General features: G+C 60.2%; 16 protein-coding genes. 8 read left to right on the top strand and 8 right to left on the bottom strand.

Going from position 1 to position 18,033, the window contains the following annotated elements:
* Positions 1-175 precede the first annotated feature (175 nt).
* Positions 176-970, bottom strand: coding sequence for a hypothetical protein (locus FA89_RS12615; RefSeq protein WP_221174300.1), 795 nt, complete (start codon positions 968-970; stop codon positions 176-178).
* A 550-nt stretch (positions 971-1,520) separates the two neighbouring features.
* Between FA89_RS12615 and FA89_RS12610 the strand changes: the two genes are divergently transcribed.
* The 3 genes from FA89_RS12610 to FA89_RS12600 all read left to right on the top strand — a co-directional run bounded on the left by FA89_RS12610 (position 1,521) and on the right by FA89_RS12600 (position 3,338).
* Complete coding sequence (locus tag FA89_RS12610; RefSeq protein WP_036137204.1) at positions 1,521-1,826, top strand: transposase; 306 nt, start codon at positions 1,521-1,523, stop codon at positions 1,824-1,826.
* The gene (locus FA89_RS12605) at positions 1,817-2,686 is read left to right on the top strand and encodes an IS3 family transposase (protein WP_185754475.1); all 870 of its coding nucleotides are present in this window, start codon (positions 1,817-1,819) and stop codon (positions 2,684-2,686) included. The genes FA89_RS12610 and FA89_RS12605 overlap by 10 nt, the downstream gene beginning before the upstream one ends.
* Positions 2,687-2,864: 178 nt before the next feature.
* The gene (locus FA89_RS12600) at positions 2,865-3,338 is read left to right on the top strand and encodes a hypothetical protein (protein WP_036140903.1); all 474 of its coding nucleotides are present in this window, start codon (positions 2,865-2,867) and stop codon (positions 3,336-3,338) included.
* A gap of 128 nt (positions 3,339-3,466) precedes the next feature.
* On the opposite strand, the gene FA89_RS12595 is transcribed toward FA89_RS12600, so the two are convergent.
* From FA89_RS12595 to FA89_RS12575, 5 genes are all read right to left on the bottom strand, one after another.
* Positions 3,467-3,697: a hypothetical protein gene (locus FA89_RS12595; RefSeq protein WP_185754344.1), complete on the bottom strand. Its 231-nt coding sequence runs from the start codon at positions 3,695-3,697 to the stop codon at positions 3,467-3,469.
* 319 nt (positions 3,698-4,016) lie between these two features.
* Positions 4,017-4,526 (bottom strand): Mov34/MPN/PAD-1 family protein, encoded by a 510-nt coding sequence (locus tag FA89_RS12590; RefSeq protein ID WP_185754343.1) that lies wholly within the window; start codon positions 4,524-4,526, stop codon positions 4,017-4,019.
* A complete protein-coding gene (locus FA89_RS19265; RefSeq protein ID WP_051938728.1) occupies positions 4,523-6,226 on the bottom strand; it encodes a ThiF family adenylyltransferase in 1,704 nt (567 codons plus the stop codon). The genes FA89_RS12590 and FA89_RS19265 overlap by 4 nt, the downstream gene beginning before the upstream one ends.
* A gap of 3 nt (positions 6,227-6,229) precedes the next feature.
* On the bottom strand, positions 6,230-7,384 hold the full coding sequence (locus FA89_RS12580; RefSeq protein WP_051938727.1) for a CBASS cGAMP synthase: 1,155 nt from the start codon (positions 7,382-7,384) through the stop codon (positions 6,230-6,232).
* Positions 7,377-8,390 carry a CBASS cGAMP-activated phospholipase gene (locus tag FA89_RS12575; protein WP_051938726.1) on the bottom strand — a complete coding sequence of 338 codons (1,014 nt, stop codon included), beginning with the start codon at positions 8,388-8,390 and terminating at the stop codon, positions 7,377-7,379. The genes FA89_RS12580 and FA89_RS12575 overlap by 8 nt, the downstream gene beginning before the upstream one ends.
* Positions 8,391-8,727: 337 nt before the next feature.
* Between FA89_RS12575 and FA89_RS12570 the strand changes: the two genes are divergently transcribed.
* From FA89_RS12570 to FA89_RS12560, 3 genes are read left to right on the top strand one after another with little or no spacing between them, the layout of a single operon-like run.
* Positions 8,728-9,120 (top strand): hypothetical protein, encoded by a 393-nt coding sequence (locus FA89_RS12570; RefSeq protein WP_036140901.1) that lies wholly within the window; start codon positions 8,728-8,730, stop codon positions 9,118-9,120.
* Between the two features lie 13 nt (positions 9,121-9,133).
* Positions 9,134-9,796, top strand: a complete 663-nt coding sequence (locus FA89_RS12565; protein ID WP_036140900.1) for a hypothetical protein — start codon at positions 9,134-9,136, stop codon at positions 9,794-9,796.
* Positions 9,797-9,825: 29 nt separating this feature from the next.
* Positions 9,826-10,377 carry a hypothetical protein gene (locus tag FA89_RS12560; protein ID WP_036140899.1) on the top strand — a complete coding sequence of 184 codons (552 nt, stop codon included), beginning with the start codon at positions 9,826-9,828 and terminating at the stop codon, positions 10,375-10,377.
* Between the two features lie 545 nt (positions 10,378-10,922).
* Here the strand turns inward: FA89_RS12560 and FA89_RS12550 are convergent.
* Both FA89_RS12550 and FA89_RS12540 read right to left on the bottom strand, forming a co-directional pair.
* A complete protein-coding gene (locus FA89_RS12550) occupies positions 10,923-12,518 on the bottom strand; it encodes a MobA/MobL family protein (protein WP_036140897.1) in 1,596 nt (531 codons plus the stop codon).
* A gap of 497 nt (positions 12,519-13,015) precedes the next feature.
* Positions 13,016-14,290, bottom strand: a complete 1,275-nt coding sequence (locus tag FA89_RS12540; RefSeq protein WP_081916523.1) for a retropepsin-like aspartic protease — start codon at positions 14,288-14,290, stop codon at positions 13,016-13,018.
* Between the two features lie 317 nt (positions 14,291-14,607).
* Here FA89_RS12540 and FA89_RS12535 point away from each other — a divergent pair, with 317 nt between their 5' ends.
* Both FA89_RS12535 and FA89_RS12530 read left to right on the top strand, forming a co-directional pair.
* Positions 14,608-15,876: an HlyD family secretion protein gene (locus FA89_RS12535; RefSeq protein ID WP_036140894.1), complete on the top strand. Its 1,269-nt coding sequence runs from the start codon at positions 14,608-14,610 to the stop codon at positions 15,874-15,876.
* A complete protein-coding gene (locus tag FA89_RS12530) occupies positions 15,873-18,026 on the top strand; it encodes a peptidase domain-containing ABC transporter (protein ID WP_036140893.1) in 2,154 nt (717 codons plus the stop codon). The genes FA89_RS12535 and FA89_RS12530 overlap by 4 nt, the downstream gene beginning before the upstream one ends.
* Positions 18,027-18,033 lie beyond the last annotated feature (7 nt).

The raw sequence follows: 18,033 nt of genomic DNA, 5'->3' as shown, positions 1-18,033 counted from the left end.
GCGGCGCAACGTGCAGCTCCGTTCGCCTACGAAGCCCGCTCGTGCGGCCCGGCGTCGATCACAAACACATGGCACGCGTGGTGCCAGGACGGGGGCGAGCGCGGCCGCGACCTAGCGCGGCCCGCATCTCTCCATGCCCAATCGCGGCCGAGCGCTGGTCGCCGCTGCCAAGGGCCTAGGGAGCTGGACTCTCCCCCCGCTTCACTTCGCTCATGGGGACCATTACCGCATGACCGTCTGCGAACAGCGCGCAATAGGTAGGACCGCATTCCATCAACCGGTAACTGCGTTCTTCTCCACCCTCCTGGAGGCTCACGACCGCACGATCGGTGAACTTTGAGGCAGCGGCTTTGGCAGCCACGCGCTCCCCGGCCAATTGAAATGGCCAGACTGAAAGCACCAGCAGCAGTCCCAAGACCATAATGACCACGTAGGCCGCCAAGGCGCCCGCAATGATGCGCCGGGCACGGTCCACCGTTTGCATGACCGCCTCGTTGGGAAGGAGCCAACGAAGTGCAACCACGAGCCATCGTCCCACGGTTCCGAGATAGCGGCGTAACCGGGAGGGTGGTTGGTCGCGAGAGGCACGCGCCCGTATGAAACCGAGTGCCGTGCGCCCTAGCGCCAGGACGAGCGCAAAGGCCAACCATGCCAAGGTTGGCCCGAGGATGCTCAGCAGCATATGCCCCTTCCAATAGCCAGACGTCGCTTCAGTCAACAACGCGAAGACGTTCGACCACGCGGCCACCGCGTAAATCGCCCGAGCTGAGAGGTCGTCGGGAAAGAGCGACGGCTCCAGGTGGAAATGACCAAGATAACTCAGCCGGTAAATACGCCCCGTTAGAAAGAAGACGCTGGCGAGGAAGGCCGCCGCGATGGGCCATACGGCTGACGCGGGCACAACAGATGTCCAAGCCCGCCATCGCTTCCGACGCACTCGGCGCTGATCCCTGCGTTCCATGGCATCCAAGATGGCTATTCCCTGATAGGTAAATGTTGACCGGCTCCCAGCAGACGGGAGGCTAGGGCAATGTAGAAGGAACAGCAGCGACGACTCAAGCGAGGATCGCCAGCGCCCAAGAGGACGGGGTGCTTTTCTACTCAAGGTGGACAGACCCCAGCGGGCCCAGGGTCGCACGCACCGAACCGCTCGGCCCCTGATTTGAAGGCTTGGGATGCGTTCCTTGTCCGCGTTCGGTGAGCGTTCTTGTCCGAGTCACTAGGGAATCAACATCATTATAGGTAGCCTCGTGACACCGCGAGTTGCATCGTGTTCGACGTCCAATCAATCACTTACATGAGACTGTCCGCGTTGATTGAGAACGCCCGTCCATTTTGAGGAGAATAAACACCTTGTATTGGGCACCGTTAGGTGGACAGCAGTCCTTGTCTGGATGGACACCTTCGGAAGAAACGGCGGACGAAGATGGGAAGCGTCCAGGCTTCGCGGTGTCCGCATGAGCTTGCCCGGATTTGATGGACACCCATCGTGAGCCGTAAGGTTCGTTCAGAGGTGTCCCATGTCAAAAAGAATTCGTCGTCAGTTCACACCTGATTTCAAGGCCGGCGCGGTTGCCCTGGTCCTTGAGCGAGGTCAGCCGGTGTCTCGGGTATGCCGTGACCTGGATCTGGTCGAGAGTGTCTTCAGGCGCTGGATCGAGAAGGTTCAAGCCGGTTCTGGAGCGCCTTCGCGATCGCCCCCCGCCGTTCCGCTGACGGCCGAGCAGGCCGAGATACAGCAGCTTCGACGCGAGAACGAGATCCTGCGGATGGAGCGTGACATCCTAAAAAAAGCGACGGCGTTCTTCGCCAAGGAATCGAGCTGAGATGCCGGTTTATCGAAGCGGAGAGCGCGTCGTACTCCATCGTGGTCCTCTGCCGGCTGCTCGAGGTGGGTCGCAACAGCTTCTATGCCTGGCGGCATCGCCAAAAGCATCCGAGCCCCCGCGTGCTTCGTGACCGCCAGCACCTGGCGCAGCTGAAGCAGTTGCATGAGCGCAGCCGAGGGCTTTACGGCAGTCCCCGGCTATGGCATCTGGCTCGTGAGCAGGGGCTGAGCCTGGGGCGCCATGCGACCGCCCGCTTGATGCGCCAGGGCGGTCTCGTCGGGCGCAGCTGGCGTACAAGCAAGGCATCACGACGGGCCGCCACGGTGTCCGCGGTGGCCGATAACCATGTTGATCGATGCTTCACCACGGCCGCGCCTGATCAGGTCTGGGTAACGGACATGACACAGTTCGCCACGCAACAGGGTCCAATGTATCTGGCCGTCGTGATCGATCTGTACGCCCGGCGAGTGATTGGCCACGCAACGGCTGCGACTATGCATACCGACTTGCCCTTGCAGGCTTTGCGCATGGCCGTAGGCCAGCGCGGTTCGGCGCAGGGAGTGCTCCATCACTCCGACCAGGGCAGTCAGTACACGAGCGCGGCCTATCAGGCCGAACTCGCTCGACTGGGTATGCGGGTAAGCATGAGCCGGCGCGGCGAGTGTTGGGACAACGCGGTGGCTGAGAGCTTCTTCAGTACGTTGAAGTGCGAGATCGCAGCCCCACGCCGCTACGCCTCGATCGAGGAGGCACGCCACGTGGTTTTTGAATACATCGAAGTGTTTTATAACCGGCAGCGCTTACACTCGACCAACGGCTATCGATCGCCTGCGGCGACCGAAGCTGCTATCCCATAACTTGAGTGTCCATTAAACCGGGGCAAGCTCAGCACCCCTCCAAGCCCGCTTGGTGAGCGTGAGGTGGCTTACAGCGACCCGCTCAACCGTGAAACGCGATTGCCGCTCATAGCACGCCTATAGCGGGCCGTGCGAGCGCTACCCTATTATCGGACACTGCATACCGAAGGACACCGCGATGAGCCTGGACCACCTGCCGCCTTACGACTGGCACAGCGAGAGGGCCATTCAACGCTTGCCGAGCGTTGAGACCCAACTCATCGCTTGGATCGATGCCATCGAGCGCGCAGAAACGGGTCGGTGTATCACGCTCAAGCGTAGCGGCTTCCGCCTTTACATTCGGGCCACGTCTCATCTTATCGATGGCGCAGACGTGATGATGCTCGATATCGCGAACGTCACGATCCCGGAGAAATTACGCGGTCGCGGTTGGTTCACCGCATTTCGTCGCCTGGCCGAGCGCGTTCACCCATGGCAGGCCACTTACTACGAGTCCGTGCTTAACACTAGGCTGCGTAGCCATCTGGAACGCGCTGGAATGATCCCCGATGGTAAACGCAGTTTCTATGCGTGGTCGACGCTGCGGACAACGGAAAAACCGAATCTTCTGAAGCACGGCTTGGATTGTCCGGTCCACGATTATCCAAGGTAACCCGTTTGCTCAGGCCGTGCTGCCTTAAGCGCCGCCTCCGGCCCTGGAAGCCGCCACAACGTTCCCGACAACATGGGCTGCGTTCTGCTGGACAACAAAAAGCCGTTCCCGCCTGCCGCCCATGATCGTCAATGCACCGTTCGACTCGGATCGTCGGGCTCGTCATCGGTCAGACGAATGCCGCTGAGGAGGGCCACCATCTCGGCGTGCCGAAGATCCTGGTCGCCGATTGGGGCCTCCCGCTTGATCGACATTGCGCTCGGCACCAAGTAGGACAGTCCGATCATCTGCTCGTCGGAGGTGTCGTCCAAGCTGATGCGCCCCGCGTCCACGGCATGGCCAAACAGGTTATCGAGCAAGCGGTCCACCAACTGCTCGAACTCAGCGCGTGTCGGGACGCCTGCAGATCGGCCAAGATGCGGACAACGTCAGCGGCCGTCCAACTCGGGCGGAGATACGTTGCCGAGGTGACCAGCCCGTCGCGATGCTCAGGGCTCGACAACGTATCGTCGTGCACGCAGAGGATGCCTACAAGTAAGGGGCCATCCTCCGTGCCGAGGACCTTCTGGGCTTGAGCGAGCTGCTTGCGGTTCATTCGGCATCCTCCGTCGAAAAGGCCCGCACCTTAGTTGAGGTGCTGACGCCGTCAAGCTCCGGTGCAGCGCCCTCACCAGCCTCTTAGCCTGCCCTCACCGGCGTCATCGAGACGAACTTGACCGTATCGCCCTGCCCGCATCCCAACCATAAGCCGGTTTGAATCCCTAAGATCATGAAGATCAGCGACCGTCCGGGCCGGGCTGCGAGCAACTCGGTCCATGCGCGATGGTCAGTTCCCGAAGGCCCTGGCGTTTGCTCGGGATGGGTGTGCCATTCGCCCAGGTAGTCCAAGGTATGGTCGCTGCGCTGCCAGCCGGAAAGCGCCCGCTCCCGGTGGCCCGTGGCCGAGCGATGAAACGACACGCGGGTGCTCCGATCCTCCTGCCCAGGGATAGTGGCCTCGACGATGTGGAGGTGAGCGCCTCGGCGATACCCAAGTAGGATGCCTCCCGCCTCAGGTGCGGCGGCCCCGCGTTGACGTAACGGGTCAATCCGATCAAAGACAGCGGCTTCGACCAACACCCAGGCATCCTCGCGCCCGGGAATGCTACCAATCATGGCCACCGTGGCTCGAAGGTAGGGATTGATCACGCGGCGCGGCTCGCGGCTTGCCGTTGCGCGCACACCGGACAGCCTGGCAGCTTCGACACGTTTTGATCCTTGACCTTCTGAACGTTGGAACCGGGTCGAATCAGGGTGCGAAACCGAGGTGAGACGGCTTTGTCATCCAGCCAGCCTCCGATCGCATCGAGAGCGAGGCCGGCGGCCAACATCGGCGACGACACCGCATAGGGTGTGACTGCACTGCATCCCCGCCATTGTTGCGGTGGCGGCGGCGTGTTGGACAACGGGAACCGCTCCACGCGTGGGCGGTTCGGATCCACGCCGCGCAAACATCGAAAACATGCGCCCTCACCTGGGCCGTCTACCCACAGCGTCTGCACGGCCTCGCCGTTGCGGAAAATGCGTGCATAGAGCATCGGCGGTCCCGATGCCAGCGCCTGATGCCGGGCATTGATCGCCTCGCTCAACGCTTCCTCTCCCGTCGCATCGATGACGAGGTCGGCGTCGAACAGGTCCGGATGGACAAGGGCGCTATTATTTTCAAAGGTGACGTTTGCCAGCGGGAAGGTCCGGCGCAGCTCACTGGCCATGGCTTGCGCCTTAGGCTGCGTTAGCGCAGGGTAGCCGAGCGCATGCCGGCCAAGGTTCTCGGCCTGGAGAGTATCGGGATCCACGATGCGCAGGCGAGCCCCCTTACCATGCCCCGCGCCGAGCCGCACCAAGCCTTCGGACAGGTGGCTTCCAATCGCACCGCAGCCGATCAATGTCACCTTGCGACCGCTCAGGTCGGAATAGGACAGATTGCGCGAATGAATGAAGTCGCCGCTCCAATCAAGGACCGAAACGCGAGACAGTGGCAGGTGCTCCGCCAAATGGTAGATTCGTTGGACGAACGCCCGGCGATCCCGCTTGTATCGGCTTCGCACAGACTCGTCACCAAGGCCGACATCCATGGCGAACCAACCGAAGGGCCCTTGGATAAGCCACCGCACGGAACCCCAACGCAGATAATCACGATCGTCTTTTAGGCGTTTGACGATCGCTTGAAAGAGCTTGCGGTCCCACGTCTCAATCCATTTCAACGCTTCGCGTGCGTTGGTCGGAAATTTCTCCGACAGCACCGGCCACTTTGTTGTGCGAAAAACCCAACCCTTCTGTTTTTCGGTCTGGAGAAGCGGCACGCCCATAGCGTCTGCAATCTTGCGAAGCTCAGTCGGATCACTACCTACGATGATCTGCCGGTCATTCAAGATGCCCCACGACACTTCACGTGCGCCCGCTCCAACCCCCGCCTTGAGGACCGTGCGGGGTAGCGGCGACTGGCCCAGCGCCCACTCCGCCAGAAACTCCCGGGTGAACTCCTCCCGACGGTAATCCATGTTCAGCGCCAGGTCGTCAAGCACCGATGTCGCCTGTGCCAGACACTGAAGAACGGCCTGCACGGGGTTGTGACGGTCCAGCACCAGCACGCCCGGCGCCAAATAACACAATCCCCCGCGCGCAAAAATATGTGGTTGAACGCCTTTCAGGCGCTCCGGACGTTCGCGCAGCCAGATGCTGGGGTAGACGACGAAGTCCCAGTCAGCGACCGCGATATCGATGGGCACCTCGCCGAACGCACAGACGAGCGCGCCGCGCATCCTCAGCACGCCCTTACGGAATGATATGGGCCGGAAACCGTGTTTGACCAGCTCCCGACTCACCTCGATTTGCGGCGCGACCGGCACCTGTCAACCTGCGTAGCTGCTGGTCACCGCCGGCGCTACCACCGTGCGAGCGGGCGTGTCACGCACTTGCTGCGCTGGCGATTCAGGCTCCAAGTCCTGCTCACGGTCGGGGACGCGGTTACCCCATAAGGCCCGCAGGCCCGTGACAACCGCGCTCTTCGGCTGAACGACATTGGTGCGCGCCTTAGTCAGTTCGTCAGCGAAGATCTGAGCCCGTTTACGCGCGTCTTCCCGCTCGTCTGCCGTCATGCGGTTGAAATTGTGGCCCGGATCAATGCCGTCTTCCGTGATGTCGTGGGCCAGCGCATGTGGTAGATGCTTACTAATGTGGATGAGGGCCAGGTCGTCACGGCCGAAGTGTTTCTCATAGTGCTGCGTTGCCACCAGCATCAAGCACACCGAACTCGGGCCACCCTCTGCCCACTGCTGATCGCGCCACGCCTTCATATAGCGCCAGGTGCGCTGGAGCTGATCGCCATGGGTCTCTTTCTGGAAGCGGAACCAGCCGGCAATTTTCTCCGCGTCGGAGTGCTCCCACTCGCCGTCGCGCTTCGCTAGCATCATGCCCTCGAAGTCGTCCCAACTCTGCTCAACTTCGATTTCTGCGTAGCGTTCTAGTGATACCGACGCAGCATGATCCGCCGTGTATGCTTTGGCTTCTACCAAACGATCGTTGACCTTGGCGAACTCATCCTCCGGTGCCGCATAAAGAGCAACGTCGACATGAGCCCAGTTCGCCACGTGAACCCGCACGCATCGATCCTTTGGTTTGCCCATGGTCCAGCCTTCGCGCTTAGCCAATTGGGTTAAGAGGCCTTCCACGACGTCGAAATAGGCCTTGGCCGCAACTTTAGGAGTTGCCTTGTCCTCCATCATGGTGACCGGTAGGTAGACCCCGTAGTCCCAGTCCATCTCCTGAGGTGGCTGGCGAGCCGGCTGAACGCAGGCCACATACGCCCACGAACCCTGCGTGCGGAAGCGCGGCTCGACTTCCTTCTCCATCCTGAGTTCCCGGGTGGCCGCATGCTTGATGCCCGTGATGAGGGCTTGCTTGATCGTGTTCTTAGCTTCGCGCAGCGCCTTCTCCTGCTCGTTGGTCGGCAGGAGCTTTTCGTAGAGCGCCCCGTCCGAATGCAGCAATTTATGGAACTTACGCATGTCGGACTTCCTTCTGATCGAGGGGGACGGGATTAAAGCGGTGAACCTTTGCCTGATAGACCAACCAGGGGTCGAATGAGCGATCTCCCTGGAGCTGACGCACGGACTGGTGGGCATGAGTGCGTAGCACTTTCCGCGCGCCCTCACCAGTTTTTTCCAAGCCTATAAGTGCCGCTTGAGTGGGGTCCGCCACCAGTTCGTTCACCACCCGGTAGCGATCGCCGAGACGATGACGGAGCATGAAGTCCACCATCTGCTCGTTCGCCGAAATCGTTAGGTTGAAGAGGCGTTTGGTGACGCCGATCGTCTTAAGGAAAGAGCCTCTTCCCCAATCCACCGCCCCGCCCTCGTGATTCGCCGTGGGATCGGCGTCGGTGGGCACCGACAACGTCCCGATCGACAGCAGGCGAGTCTGCGCGGGCAGAAGGTCCAGATAAATCTCGGACTCGTGGAGCGCGATCAAGCCGGGCGCATTGGCCACTAGGCCGCCGTCGACGAACTGCTGCTCGATCATGGCGTGTCTGGGGAAATACGTCGGCGCCGCACTCGTGGCCAACGCTACATCGACCAAGCGCAGCCGACCGTCTTGCGTGAGTCGCGGGTCATGAGGTGTCTTGAACATCTGCGGTTTGCCCGAGCTGTAGTTCACGGCCGGGATTACCACTGGATGGACGCAGTCAGCCAGCGTCGCGTCGCCAAACACCCCTTCCAATACCCTGCGCAGGGTGTCGGGCGAGAATCGCGACCGCCGGTAACCCCACGAGCGCTTTTTGAAGATAAGCGCGCCGTGCTCGGTGAACAGCTGCACGATGGCCGAGGCGGGCTTTTCCATCGCCAACGCTAGCGCGATGACGCCGCCGATCGACGTGCCCGCGATCAGATCGAAATGTCGGCCGAAGGGCACGTTCGTGTGCGCTTCCAGCTGTTCGATCACGCTAGCGGTATACAGGCCGCGAAAGCCACCGCCGGATAGGGCCAAGATCTGGCCCCCTTCTGGTCCTGCCATTGAACACTCCCGAACGTTCGCCGCGCTGTCCCCACAGCACGCCCCAACAAACGTCATGGCCCTTGGTATGGGGACAGCTCCGGCCAATCCAAGTCCACATCATTCAGGATTTTGGCCAGAGCCCGTCTCAATTCCTGAGACTGAGATCCGATCCACCGAATTTGTGCATAGGGTGCGCGGCTCTGGCGCCCTGGGCCGACGAAAAGAATCAATATGGATGTGGCGGTCATTGATTGCGACGGCTGCCTACTTTGACCCGTTCTACGATCCTGCTGATTTTCGATAGCCAGATAGGCACACTTGGCGCATTCCGCCCATCCTCCGAAAAGGACTTAACGTGGCACTACCGATCACAACTTGGGAAGAACGGCTAGCCGAGCAAGAGCTGCTGGATCACAGCGGCGACCCACGTCCAAGCGAGACGGAAGAATATACCTATGCGATCGCAGACGATGCGGACCCGGTCTACATCGAGCCAGACGCGATCGCGGGCCTGGGCTGGACGACGCGCCTCCCGGCGCCCTTTGCATTGTTGATCGACACCGGTGGCGGGGATTTCGATATCTCCATGGGCTGTGCTCAACAGTGGCCCGCTCTCGGAATCGAGGCTATGGAATACCCTGAGTTGCGCGCCTTGCATCTGAAAGGGTCGGTCCAAAAAGATGACAAGCACGGATGGTGGGTGGTCAGTTTCAGCTACATGTGGTGGGACACCAATTTTCTCGGCTAACAGGGACGTTCTTATGTCGGAGACGGACTGGAAAGTTTTGCTCGCCCTGCTCGGCGCCCTCGTTGGTTGGGTGCTTGCCCAGGGTGCGGCAGCAGGAAAGTTCTGGTGGCGCCGCCGCTGGCTCCGAAAACACCTTTTACTTGAGTTGGAAGACCTCAAGGAAGACCTGGGCCAAACCCTCATCCACTACGAGGGCCTGATCAAGGTTGCCGCGATCGGCGGCATCCTTCCTGAGGGGCGCGTGCCGCTGGAGGCACCGATTTACAGTGAGTTCTTCACCGAGGCTTACGCCGGACTAAATCGCGCCCAGAGGCGCTCCTACAAGATGACACATGCACAGATCCACGCAGTCAATGCCGGGATTGATCATGTTCGGAATATGCTGCTTGAACTGGACCCACGCGGCATCACGAAGGAGGAACTCAAGAAGCGCGGAATCGACTGGATGGAGATGGTCAAGGGCCAATACCTCAACGTGGCCCGCGCCTACACCCACATCCAGTTTCACCTTATGAACATCGACAATCCGGATCTCGGAGGCCCATATGGCGACGTCGCCCAGTGGTTCGGCCGCCACGATCACAAGGCGGCGGACAAGGTGGTGGAGTTCGTCGAGTTTGCCCAAGGGAAAACGATCGCCGAACTCAAAATCCACATGGCGGACCGAAAGGTCTGAATCTGCCTTACAAAACAAGGAGCTTCGTCATGGGTCAGCCCAGAAGGATCAAATCAGCCGACGGCATATTGCTCATCGTCGGCATGGTCATCGTTCTCATCTCGCTAGGCTTTGTCTACCAGCACTCGCGCGCGGACAACGGAACGGCAGACTTTTACGCCTTCATGTTTCCATGCCTTGCAGCAGTCATGGGTGGGGCGGGATTGTATATAGGTCGAGCACAAGCGGCTGGCAGCGATCACAGCAAGGAGCCCGAGAAAGGGTTCATCGCTTTCGACGAGCGTTTTTTCTATTGGGTGTCGATCGTTTGCCTAGTCGCTGGCATCGTCGCATATATTCTTGCGCATCGCAGCTGTCAGCGGGCTGGCTTGTTCGTGGGAGCGCTCATCTTCACTGGCGTGATGATTACTTTTTATGGGGTAGTTTTGACGCGTGCGGTTGCCCCTGAGGCGACCGATCGAATGGCTGTGGGTAGCGGCCTCAGAGTAGCGGCCTACGTAGTGCCGGCATTCGTTTTCGTTCTGGCCATCGTGCAACGCATGGACTTTTTCGATTTCCTCGGAAACATGCTGACGTGCTGATCACTGAAAGCCTAGAGCACGAGCCATGTGCGGCAGTAATCCGACCACGCCGGAAATAAGCCCGATTACGCCCGCGATTCCGACGGCCGCTCGCTCACCCTTACTCATCAGGATTCTCATCATATTCACCGGTGGCGAACGTAGGACAATCAGGCTGGCTGTCAAGCGCCCGACAGCAATCCTCCGAGTCCGTTGGCGCCCTTACAGACCGCGCCTCAGCCCCCTAAGTCGCGGTCGAATGGCGATGGCCGGCGGCGCCACGCCAAGGGCACTGCCCTCCCCATGGAGTCGAAGCGCCAGTGCCGCCACCAGTTGCCTGACCGTCTCCCGCGGCCGCAGGCGCACCGCCCCGTGACGGTCGAGCTCCCGCCCCAGCAAGTCTGCGACCTGAATCCCGATCGGCATGGCTACCGGAACCCCTTCCAGATCCACGCGCAGGTGGATTGCACGGCCGGCACGGCTGCTGCCTTCTACCCGAATAGCCCGGCCGACGGGGCACCACCGCCGGAGCAGGCACTCGGCCAGCTCGGGGTTGGGACACAGCGTCACAGGCGGGGCCGTCGCCGCGCCGGCTCGGGCGTCCGCTCGACCGACGGGTGGATGGTCGGAGTCGGAGGGGATGGAGAAGGCTCCTCCGGCGCGGTCGGGAGCGCCTGATCAATCCAGGCCAACTGGGCCTCCGTGGCGACCTGGCGGAGCACGCCGACGGCTCCGGGGTCCAACCCGTTGAGGCCGAGCAAGCCCTGCTCCAACCGGACTCCGGATTTCTCCCGCAGTCGCTCCAGATGACGCAGGCGGCGCAAGCTCGCTTCCTCCTGAGCCTCGCCCCGGCGGCGTGCCCGCTGGGCCTCCTTGAGCCACCGGCGCTCTTGCGTGGCTTGGCGTTCGAGCAGCACCAGCGACCGCGGGCGTGGAGCCTTCATCAACGCCCGAAAGCGGACTCGCCAAGCATGGCTCTGAATCCATGTCTCGACCGCGTCCTGGGCCTCGGCATGCCGCGGAGTCAGATCGTCCACATCCCGCTGGGCCTGCCAGTGCGCCAAGGTTGTCCGGCGCCGGGCTTCCCGCGCCACCTCTAGGCGGGGCACCAAACCGGCAAGCACCGCCAGCACGCGCTGAAGCCGGCGGACCACCAGAAGCAGTTTCACGAAGGCTGCCCGGGTGGTCGGTGCAGGGGCAGGCAACGCCGCTGCGAAGCGGTCGACCAGCGGCGCATTCTGGCCCAGCTGCCGCCCCCTTGCTTGCGCCTCGGCGACCTCGTCTTGGGATGGCGCCGACGGTAAGGTCTCTCGCCGTCGGTCACTCGCCGCCTTTCGGCGCTGCGCCTCCAACATGGGCGCGTGGAGGGCCTCGGCCACAGCGCTCGGTAGGCGGATCTGTCGAATGTCGTCACCCTTGTCGGTGAAGACCCCTTGCCGCTCCAGCGCCGTGGCGGCCTGGCCCATTTTGGGCTCGCGCCGCTTCTGGATACCCAGGCGGGCGTAGGACCGGTGATCCCGGTCGGCGGGCAACCCCGCCTCCCGCAGGTGGTCGTTGGCGATCTCCGCCCAGCGCTGGTTGAGCAGTTCGACGATCGGTCCGGAGGCCCGCTTGTTCGCCAAGTCGGACAACTTTGGTCCCCACCCCAGTTCCGTGACCGGTTCACCTTCCCCGGTCCAGCACTGCAGCTTTCGCGTGGGGAAATACACATGGGCGTGGAACCCCCTCTTTTCATCGGGTTTGAGCTCCCCGACGGCATCGCGCTCGTTGTCGCGGTGAAGTCCCATCGAGACCGCCGTGCCCAAAAAGTTGGCAACGAACTGCGCGACATCTATCGCGAGATCGCCCGCCTGCTGATCCGTCAGGCCATGGGGAATCGGCACGCGGAAATCTCGGGCCACTTGGGCATCTTTGCGTTTTTCAATGGCTTCGACGGAGTTCCAAAGTTGATGGGGATTTGTGGCCCATCCCGGAGCGCCTGGAGGCGCCACCGTGGCGGTGCGCACGATTTCGTCGCCGGCTTCGCGCCGGGAGTAGTCATGGATGATCTGGGTGCGCTCATCGACGAGGCGGATGCCAAGGCGGTAAGCCGCGCCAGCCACGGCCGATTGGCCATGACCGCGCGTGTGCGTAGAGAGGTGGGGGCGAGCGTGAATCGGCATGCTTCTTCCTTGAAGCGATCGACAACTTGAGCGAGATGTCGATCGGTTAACCGTGGGTCACAGCGGGTTGTCATGTAAGACCGACGTCCTGCCGATCCCTCGCCCCCACGTTGCCTAATCAAACGGAAATAGAATGGATGTCAAGTGACATAACAAGATTATTTCTCAACGTGGCACACCGCAACATATTGCGACTACTTAGGTAGATCTGACTTCAGATGCCGACCGACGAGGATCGATTGGCATCGCATGGCAAGCGCCTTGCTGGCCAACATGGCCAGCGCCATGACCGCCAAAAATCCCATTACGAAGAATCCCTTCAGACCCCACGCGTCCAACGGAACCTGGTTACTGACCCTCTGAGCATCCGGGCCCACGGCGTGGAGAATAAATCCGGACCAGCCGGCCCAAGCCGCCCCTGCGAGCAGAAGAGAGAGGACCAACGCCGAGGGCAAGTCTTCCAGGCTTTTCTTTCCGGGACGCGCTGGCCTAGCTGCCTAGCTTCGGTGGGTCAAGCATACGTGCGCCTTCTCAAAATCCACCTCCAATGTAACTTCCGACAGCGCTCCCCCGCCCAAAATGTAAGGATACGGAAGATTTGACGTGGAATAGATCGGGAAGTTCAGTGAGTGGTCGCGACCACCGAGCGTAATAGCCGCGTGCCCTTCCACAGTATCCACTGACTGATCTGCTCTGGTGAGGTCACGGGTCATGACACGCCGATGGCGACCACCCCGTGCGTCTACAGCCGCCGAAGCAGTCCCGGTCAACACGAACGAATCGCCTGTGTCGATCAGCACAAGCCGGGTTGCTCCGTTGACTTGCAAAGGCTTGACCAGAAGCGTGCCGCCTCCAAAAGCGGCTGTGCTCACCAACATTGGCTCTCGACACGATGAGAGAGCGTCGGCACTCGATGGAAGGGTAAGCGTATCCTTAGTCAAGCGAAAACGACCCAGTTGCATCAAGGCGTCGTTTCCGACGACATCTCTACCCTCGTCAACGATCTCCACGGGCAAATGTCGCACTATCGCCGATCCAATCTTAAGCTCGTCAATAACGCCAAGGCTCTGTGGGGAGGACTTTCCCAGCAGACCGATGGCCTTACCATGGTCCGCAATCACCACCTGCACGCCTAAGCGTTTCGCAGTCGACCGGCTCAGTGTCGTCGCTGAACCTGTGTCGAGACCGACTGCCAGGAGTTGACCATTCACGGTGGCATCCAGCGAAAACGCGTGTGCCGCGTCGAAGTGAACAGGAATGGTCACATCACTTGGGTGTTCGGCGACAACGGAAGGCATGGCTACATAGAGGGCGTTGTCGCGCATGAACGCCTGGAAAGGAATATCTGCTTTCGCTACGTCAGGAAATGCGTCGGCCGCCGCTGCGTCCAACCGGGAGGCATCCGAATAACGACCTTTGAGTCGAAGGTTGCCCGCTTCAAACTTGGCACAAAAGAACGCCGTAGGAGCCTGCGTAGAAGCAAGGGCTTTAGCGCATGTCCGTGCCGTCGCCGATGAATGGTCGAGTTGCCAGGTCACCCTATCCAACCCTATGGCCGCCAGCACTCGTGATGCATCATTCGCTGGATGTTGGAAGGCCAAGAGTAAGCCAGGCGCATCTGCGGCGCGGACAGCGTCTCGCAGCGCAGTCTCAGTCAGCGGTGGGGAGGTATCCTCGGCGCAAGCTGCGCCATTCGCGGTGAGTCCAATGAGTGCCGCAATGGTCACGAGCTTAAGAAGCGCTTTTATGACCTGCGTCGCATTTCCTTCCATGTCTACCTCCGATTGGGACAACGACTATACGAGTAGCGAATGACAAAACGAAAGCGCCTCTATCGATACGGCAGCGGAAGGGCAATAACTGTCTTGTCATTTCCACATCCACGCCGCTCTTGGCGTGTAGGCCAATTGCCCCAGCGCTTGTAGGCGAACCCCTACAGTAAGATTTTGCTCCTATGAATCAGCGTTGACTTAAATCGAAAATCCGTCATTGACCATTTAAATTTGCTTTATGACATCAATAATTTACGATTTGATTGAGATTTTTATCTGTTAGCTTCGCCACGTTTTCACATGCGATCGAGTGCTGAATGGCTGACGGACTATTCCGCGAAGAAATCGCAGAGCGGCGCCGCGTCTCCTTCCATGGGGTCGTTCAAATTGCGTCCCCTCTTACGCATTTGGCCTGGGCATGGGGTGCGGGATTGACCGGCGTTGCAATCATTGCGTGGCTATTCATCGGCACGTATACCCGTCGGGAGCACGTCGATGGTGTGCTCACCCCGACCGCCGGCATGGTCTCAGTGAACGCCCGCGCCGCTGGCACGGTAGCCCGGTTTTTGGTATCTGATGGAGAACATGTCAGAAAGGGCGACCCAATCGTCGAACTCTCTGGCGAACGCAGCAGCACTACCTTAGGCGACACCTCTGCCGCCATTTCGCGGCAGCTCACCGCCGAGCAAACCCGTATTCGGAACGATATCCACGACGCCACAGCGCTCGCGGCCAAGCAAGAGTCCGATCTCCATATGCAGGAACGCATGCTAACGGAGCAGATTGATCGTATCGACGCCCAAGAGGGCCTGGCGCAGCAACAAGCGTCTTCCGTCGGAGATCTACTCGCTCGCATTGAGCCGCTGACATCCAAAGGTTACGTATCGGCTCTGGACGTTCAGCAACAGCGTATGCAGAAGCTTACCGCCGAAACACAAGTCAAAGACCTTCAGCGCCGACACTTTGAGTCGAAACAGCAACTCGATTCGGTCCGTGATCAGCTCGAACAACTCCCGTTGACCACAGCCGCTAAGGTAAGTGACCTGAATCACCAACTTTCGCAGAACGATCAATCCCTCGCACAAAACGAGCTCGACCGCAGTTCTGTGCTCAGGGCACCCGCCTCTGGCACGGTCACCGGCCTGATTGTTGCGCTTGGGCAGGCCATCGAATCGGGTGACCGTCTCATGTCGATCGTGCCCGATGGATCCCCGCTCCAAGCCGATTTGATGGTCCCCAGTAGCGCCGCCGGGTTCGTGTCGGCGGGAACGACCGTGGCGCTCCACTACCAAGCTTTTCCTTATCAAAAGTTCGGTGTTCAACGCGGCCGCGTGGTTGAGGTGTCCAAAGGCGCGTTAACCCAGCACGAACTCACCGAACTGTTGGGCGGTGACCCTCCCAAAGAACCCATGTATCGCGTGGTGGTTGCGTTGGATGCCCAAGAAGTCGTTGCCTACGGCAAGCCGGCGGCGCTGAAGCCAGGAATGGCCTTGGACGCGGACATGCTGCTGGATCGACGACGGATCATCGAATGGGCACTGGAGCCAATCTACGGCATGCGTCGCCGCGCAGAGGTTGAACAATGATGGATAACGTCCCGACGAAGCAACGCGAATCCGTCGCGGGCGGATTCGTCACCGACCACGCCGCCACCGACGGACTTCTCCACTTCGGCACACGTCGACGATTGCCTTTGATCCGCCAGAGCGAAGCTGCCGAATGCGGCCTCGCTTGCCTCGCAATGGTAGCCGGATACTTTCAGCATCATGTGACGTTATCCGAAATGCGGCATCGTTTTACCAGCTCGCTCAAGGGCATGAAGTTGGAACGCATGCTGCAGATCGCTCGTGAGATGGGACTTAACAGCCGCCCGGTCAAACTAGAACTTTCGGAACTGGGACAGCTCGATTCACCAGCTATTCTACATTGGGATATGAACCACTTCGTCGTGCTTCGAAGTGTCAATGAGCGACGCCTCATCATCCATGATCCCGCTGTCGGTGAACGCAGCCTTTCCATTAAAGAAGCTTCCAAGCACTTCACCGGCATTGCCGTCGAGGTAACGCGCGGCCCGGACTTTCGGCGAAAACGGGCCGAGCCACCGATTGCCATGCGTGACATCGTGGGCTCGGTCCAGGGTCTCGGTCGATCCCTGGCGGTGGTGTTCGCATTGGCGGCGGTGCTAGAGCTCTTCTCGCTTCTTGCGCCACAGTTCCTGGAAATCGTAGTCGACCAAGTCCTCGCCGACAGCGATCTTGACCTACTGACCTTCCTAGGCATCAGTTTTTCCTTTCTCTTACTTCTGCAGGTGATTGTCGGTGCAGCCAGAACCTGGACTATCACTTGGATGACCAGTCAGTTCTCGCTGAAATGGACGGGTAACGTTTTTCAGCACTTGCTTCGACTCCCACAGGGTTGGTTCCTCCGTCGACATCTCGGTGACATCGTCTCGCGATTCGGCGTCATCGCGAACATCCAAAAGACTCTTACCACCCGGTTTGTCGAAGTGGTTATGGACGGGGTCATGGCGATTGCCACTGGCATTCTATTGCTCGTCTACAGCCCGTTGCTCACCGCCATCATCGTCGGTGCTATCGGGCTATACACGCTCAGCCGACTGCTCTACTACCGGGTGTATCGCGAGGCAAACCTCGGGCAGATCGTGATCAACGCAAAGCAACAATCGCAGTTCATGGAGTCGGCACGCGGTGTTCAGACCATCCGGCTATTCAACAAAGAGTCCGTCCGCTCGTCCAACTATATGAACGTCACGGCGGAGTCGCTAAACGCTAGCATTGTCGTTCAGCGCTTGAGCATGATCTTCTCGTCCTTCAGCACCATCACAAGTGGTATCCAGAAGATCGGGGTGCTTTGGCTCGGCGCCTGGATGGCCATCAAGGGAGATTTCAGCGCCGGCATGCTCATGGCATTTGCCGCCTATGGCGATCAGTTCGCCACTCGGGCATCAAGCTTGGTCGATTACATCATTGAACTTCGTCTCCTTCGTATGCAAGGGGAGCGCCTCGCCGACATCGTCCTGACGCCTGCGGAGCCTTCCGGCCACGGCGCGTATGCCGGCCCTGACCCTGAGCCGACCATCGTGGCGGAACGTCTGGCCTTCCGGTATGCGGCCGGCGAGCCGTGGATAATTAAGGACGTGTCCTTTGAGGTCGCCGCCGGAGAGTCAGTGGTCGTTGTCGGTCCATCCGGTTGTGGGAAAAGCACCCTCGTTCGCATCCTGGTTGGCTTATTGGATCCGAATCAGGGGCGAATCGAGATCGGCGGCATTGATCTGAAGCATCTGGGCAAGGCGCGGCTCCGGCAGATGACCTCTACGGTCATGCAGGATGACCGCCTCTTTTCGGGAACAGTCGCCGACAACATCAGCTTCTTTGATGAAGAGGCCGACCCTCAGCGCGTCGAAGACGCAGCTCGTCAAGCCGAGATTTACGATGACATCGTGAAGATGCCGATGGGGTTTCATACCCTCGTTGGCGATATGGGTTCGAGTCTATCCGGAGGCCAACAACAGCGCATGTTCCTGGCTCGTGCGTTTTATCGCCGTCCGCGGATTCTCATCATGGATGAGGCGACTAGCCACCTTGATCCCGACCTTGAGCATCGGATCGCGGAGACGCTACGCCAGTCGGGAACCACCCGAATCTTTATTTCACACCGGCCCGAGGTCATCGAGACTGCGGATCGAGTTATCCACCTCACCAAGCCCAAACGCTAAGGATTGA

The sequence above is a fragment of the Luteibacter sp. 9135 genome (genome assembly GCF_000745005.1).
Classification (GTDB): domain Bacteria; phylum Pseudomonadota; class Gammaproteobacteria; order Xanthomonadales; family Rhodanobacteraceae; genus Luteibacter.
This window is presented reverse-complemented; position numbering and strand designations above follow the sequence as displayed.